This is a genomic window from Streptomyces sp. NPDC001732 (assembly GCF_053596315.1).
In genome coordinates this window covers 1-3,978 of sequence record NZ_JBSFFY010000158.1, presented here as the reverse complement: position 1 = coordinate 3,978, position 3,978 = coordinate 1, and the positions used below count along the sequence as shown (strand labels likewise).

The 3,978-nt window shown below is 68.4% G+C and carries 4 protein-coding genes and 2 pseudogenes; 4 read left to right on the top strand and 2 right to left on the bottom strand.

What is annotated here, in order from left to right:
• Window positions 1-10: 10 nt before the first annotated feature.
• Window positions 11-250: pseudogene (locus ACWCXX_RS40755) on the top strand (helix-turn-helix domain-containing protein); the annotation flags it as partial.
• On the opposite strand, the pseudogene ACWCXX_RS40750 reads toward ACWCXX_RS40755, so the two are convergent.
• A pseudogene (locus tag ACWCXX_RS40750) lies at window positions 247-468 on the bottom strand (IS630 family transposase); the annotation flags it as partial. The pseudogenes ACWCXX_RS40755 and ACWCXX_RS40750 sit on opposite strands and share 4 nt — an antisense overlap.
• On the opposite strand from ACWCXX_RS40750, the gene ACWCXX_RS40745 reads away from it, so the two are divergent.
• The 3 genes from ACWCXX_RS40745 to ACWCXX_RS40735 all read left to right on the top strand — a co-directional run bounded on the left by ACWCXX_RS40745 (window position 447) and on the right by ACWCXX_RS40735 (window position 3,146).
• Window positions 447-1,121 (top strand): hypothetical protein, encoded by a 675-nt coding sequence (locus ACWCXX_RS40745; RefSeq protein ID WP_451136297.1) that lies wholly within the window; start codon window positions 447-449, stop codon window positions 1,119-1,121. The pseudogene ACWCXX_RS40750 and the gene ACWCXX_RS40745 overlap by 22 nt on opposite strands.
• Before the next feature lie 632 nt (window positions 1,122-1,753).
• The gene (locus ACWCXX_RS40740) at window positions 1,754-2,590 is read left to right on the top strand and encodes an alpha/beta fold hydrolase (protein WP_451136295.1); all 837 of its coding nucleotides are present in this window, start codon (window positions 1,754-1,756) and stop codon (window positions 2,588-2,590) included.
• 22 nt (window positions 2,591-2,612) lie between these two features.
• Complete coding sequence (locus tag ACWCXX_RS40735; RefSeq protein WP_451136293.1) at window positions 2,613-3,146, top strand: WHG domain-containing protein; 534 nt, start codon at window positions 2,613-2,615, stop codon at window positions 3,144-3,146.
• A 430-nt stretch (window positions 3,147-3,576) separates the two neighbouring features.
• Here the strand turns inward: ACWCXX_RS40735 and ACWCXX_RS40730 are convergent, their stop codons facing one another.
• Window positions 3,577-3,795, bottom strand: a complete 219-nt coding sequence (locus tag ACWCXX_RS40730; protein WP_451136291.1) for a hypothetical protein — start codon at window positions 3,793-3,795, stop codon at window positions 3,577-3,579.
• Between the last annotated feature and the right edge of the window lie 183 nt (window positions 3,796-3,978).

The window sequence follows — 3,978 nt, the reverse complement described above, 5'->3', positions numbered from 1 at the left end:
TTGTCCACCCATCCCCAAGCTCTCGGCTTCGCTCGAGCAGGGGAGACCCCATTCGATCGACCTGCCCAGTCGCACGTTGCGGTGCCTTGCCGGACGACTGACGGCCAGACGGCAGGACATCGGGACGCGGTGGCGACGCCTTCCCGCCTCGCGACAAGCACTGCTCGCCCTGGCCCACCTGCGGTGCGGTGACACCTACGTGCAGCCGGCCGCCGGATTCGGCATCGGAATCGCGACTGTCTACCGCTACTGAGTTCGTCGGCGTGATGTCGTCAGGGTGAGTCCGGTTGCGGTGAGGCATCCGTCGATGGTTTCGCTGCGGTACTGGAGTTCGCGGAGGGTACGGCGCAGGACGTTCATCAGGTGGTCGGGGTCGGTGAATGCGGTGTTGTTCTGGCCCGCGCGTCGGACCAGTGACCAGATGCCTTCGACCGGGTTCAGGTCGGGTGCGTAATGCGGTAGCAGGTAGCATCTGCGCGGTCCACCGGCCGGGTGAGCGGATCCGGGCCTCGGCCATCACCCAGCTCACCCCCACCGCGGTGCCGGCCAGCCACGTCCTGGAAGTGTTCGAAGACCTGGAGATCTTCCTCGATGACCGGCCAGATGCCCTTGACGCCTGGTGCACAGAACACCTCGCATTCCTCACCCCGGACATTCGGGCAGAGCTGGACCCCTGGGTCGAGATCCTTCGGCACGGGACTCCTCGCCGCGGCCCCCGAGCCCAGGCCACGATCGGTACCTGTCTGAGGAATATCCTGCCGTTCCTGATCGAGTACGCCGCAAAGTACACAACGCTGCGTCAGGTCACGCGGGACGACATCACCAACTGGCTTGCCCACCGCCCCTATCGGGCTCACGACGCCAGTGCCCTGCGGTCGTTGTTCCGCACGCTCAAGGCCGAGCGGCTGGTCTTCGCTAACCCGATGCGCGGCATCAACGGCGGCCAGTTGGCGACCACGATCCCCACACCGCTCACCACGGACGAGGTGGAGTTCGTCGCCCAGGCCGCCCGGCAGGCCCCGGCTCTTCGCGTGGTCGTCGCCCTGGCCGGCCGCCTCCAACTGCCCCGCCTCGCCCCCGCCGACCACGACCTGCTCTGGCAACGCCTGCACAGCCGGTGAAACTTACGCTCCGACGCAGCCCTGTCCACGACATTGCCCGACAACTCCCGCGCCTACAGACGCACCAACCACACTGCGCAAAAACCGATGTCCCACTCAGCTCACTGCGCAGCACAGACAACCAGCTCAGCCCGCGTACCACTCAAAGCCGCACGCCTCAGCTCGCGCAAGGCCCCCACAGGGCAGACATGCTGCTCAGTGCAGCTGAGCATCCACAGACCACAAGCAAGGTCAATAAGCACACGCAACAACTAGGCCACACCTGGCGCAGTCTCGCCCACGCCACTGGCCGAGCAGATCGTCTACCTGTGGGCCTCCGGCTTCGCCGGCGCGGCCTGCTTCGTCGTCCTGCGCCTCCACGTCTTCGCCACGCGTACAGCTGTGGACGGGGTCCGGCCGGCGGCTGAGCCGTTCCGATTCCTACGGTCGTCACCGTGCAGAGACGGCTCCTGCGCATGGTGGCGCTAGCTGCACAGAGCACGAGTGGTGAATCTTTCCCTGTCGAGTCAGCGCAGGTGCCCCGTCGCAGGCCGGTTGCCAGTACCGCTGTTGACACCATTGGCCAATGCGACTAGCTTTTAGCTAACGAGCTTAGCCAAACGGCTGAGATGATTAGCTACGTGGGAGATGTCATGACCGAGTACCTTGCTGTCGACGGTGGCACGATCGCTTACGAGGTGACAGGGTCCGGCCCACTGGTTGTGCTCGCGCACGGCATGGGAGACCACCGCGCCGCCTACCGTGCCGTGATCCCGCAGATGGTGGCAGCGGGCTACCGAGTCGCCGCGGTCGATCTGCGCGGCTGCGGCGAGTCCAGTACCGACTGGGCGGACTGGAGCCGCACCGCCATCGCCGGCGACCTGCTCGCGGTGATCCGTCACCTGGGCGGCCCGGCGGTGCTCGTCGGCCACTCGATCTCCGGCGGTGCCGCCACCATCGCCGCGGCGCGGGAGCCAGAGCTGGTCACCGCGGTGGTCGAGCTGGGACCCTTCACCCGCAAGCAGTCGATGGGCCTAGGCGATCTGCGCAGCAAGCGCCTGCGGCAAGGCATGCTGCGGCTGATGCGTGCGATCGTGCTGGGCAGTGTGCCGGCGTGGCGCTCCTACCTGGAGGTGGCCTACCCCGGGGTGAGGCCGGCCGACTTCACCGAGCGGCTCGGCCGCGTCGAGGCGATGCTGCGCGAGCCGGGCCGGATGAAGGCCCTGCAGGGCATGGGCCGCACCACCCCCGTCGATGCCGACGCCCAGCTCGACCAGGTGCGCTGCCCGGTCCTGGTCGTGATGGGCACCGACGACCCCGACTGGGCCGACCCGCACGTTGAGGGTTCGGCGATCGTCGAAGATCTACCCGCCGGGCTGGGCCGCCTCGAGATGATCGAGGGCGCCGGGCACTATCCGCACGACCAGTACCCTGACCAGGTGGTTTCGCTGATGCTCTCCTTCCTCCGAACGGACGCCGCCCGTGCCTAGGGCCGGCCTGGATTCTGCTGCCGTGGTCGCGGCTGGCGCCGACCTCGCCGACGAGGTGGGCCTGACCCGCCTGACGATGGGGTTGCTGGCCGAGCGCCTGGGCGTACGCTCCCCCTCCCTGTACAAGCACGTGGGCGGCCAGGAAGACCTCGTGCGGCGCATCGCGGCGCTGGCCACGGCCCAGGCCGCCGATGCTGTCGGCACCGCCGTCCAGGGCCTGGCGGGCCGCGACGCCCTGGCCGCCGCCCTGCACGCCTTCCGCACCTTCGTGATCGACCACCCCGGCCGCTACGCCGCCACGACCGGCATGGAACCCCACGGCCCAGACGACCCGATGGCCCTTGCCACCCAGCGGCTGTTCGATGTGTTCCGGGCCGTTCTGCGCGGCTACGGACTCGAAGAGTCCGACACGGACCACGCCCTGCGCATGTTGCGCAGTCTGTGCCACGGCTTCGCCACCCTGGAAGCGGCAAGCGGCTTCAAGTGGAGCACCGACATCGACAAGAGCTTCGAATGGCTGATCGCCTTCACCGACCGGGGCCTGCGGGCCATGTGACAGTGTTGCTGCCATCGATGGCAATCGAGCTCGCGCCCCTGGCGAACCGAAGTACAACTCCGGCAGCGCTTTGCGCGCACGACGTCATCGGCGGCCGTAAGTCCGTGGGACGGGCTGCCGGGCCCTGGCCCGGGCGTGGGCGGCGTAGGGCCGGTAGTGGAGCTGTTCACGGGGGGTGTCGGTTGCGGCGGATTTCTCAACTGATGGTGGACGGGCTGCGGTCCAGCTCGGCGGCGATCGTATGGAGGGCGGCGCAGCCGGTCGGTGATGTGCATCTGCTCGTCCTCGCCGAGGTAGCTGGAGTCGCACCGGCCCTCGATCAGCCCCTTCTTCGCACTGACGGGGTGGGCGGCGGCCGACGGCACGCCCTGCGCGCCCCTGAACGGTGCTGGAGGAAAACCGGCTGCGGTTGGAATTGTGAGCGGCTGTCTCAGCGGCATCGCGCGCAGGGCGTGATGATCTCCGTGCGGTTGGAGTATTCCTGCTCGGCGGCGGTGATCAGAGCTCCTTCGAGACGGTGCAGTGGTGCGGCGACACCGAGGTGCAGGGTGGCGGCACCGAAACCGACACCGACGACGCACAAGGTGCCGAGGCGCGCCTGCGGGTACTGGTCCAGGAAGGACCCCCGCGTACTGATCGGCTGTCGCATCGGGGTGCTCAACGGGCGCCGCAGGTGCGATGCCCGAGATCGCCCGGATCTGGGGGACGGGTCGCCGACCCCCCGGGATGCTGACCAGCCGATCTGAGGCAGCTCCTCGATGAGGAACCTCCCCACCGGAGCCGGCGGTGCCCGGTACGCAGAAAGGCGTGGTCTGCCACCACGGGGGGACGG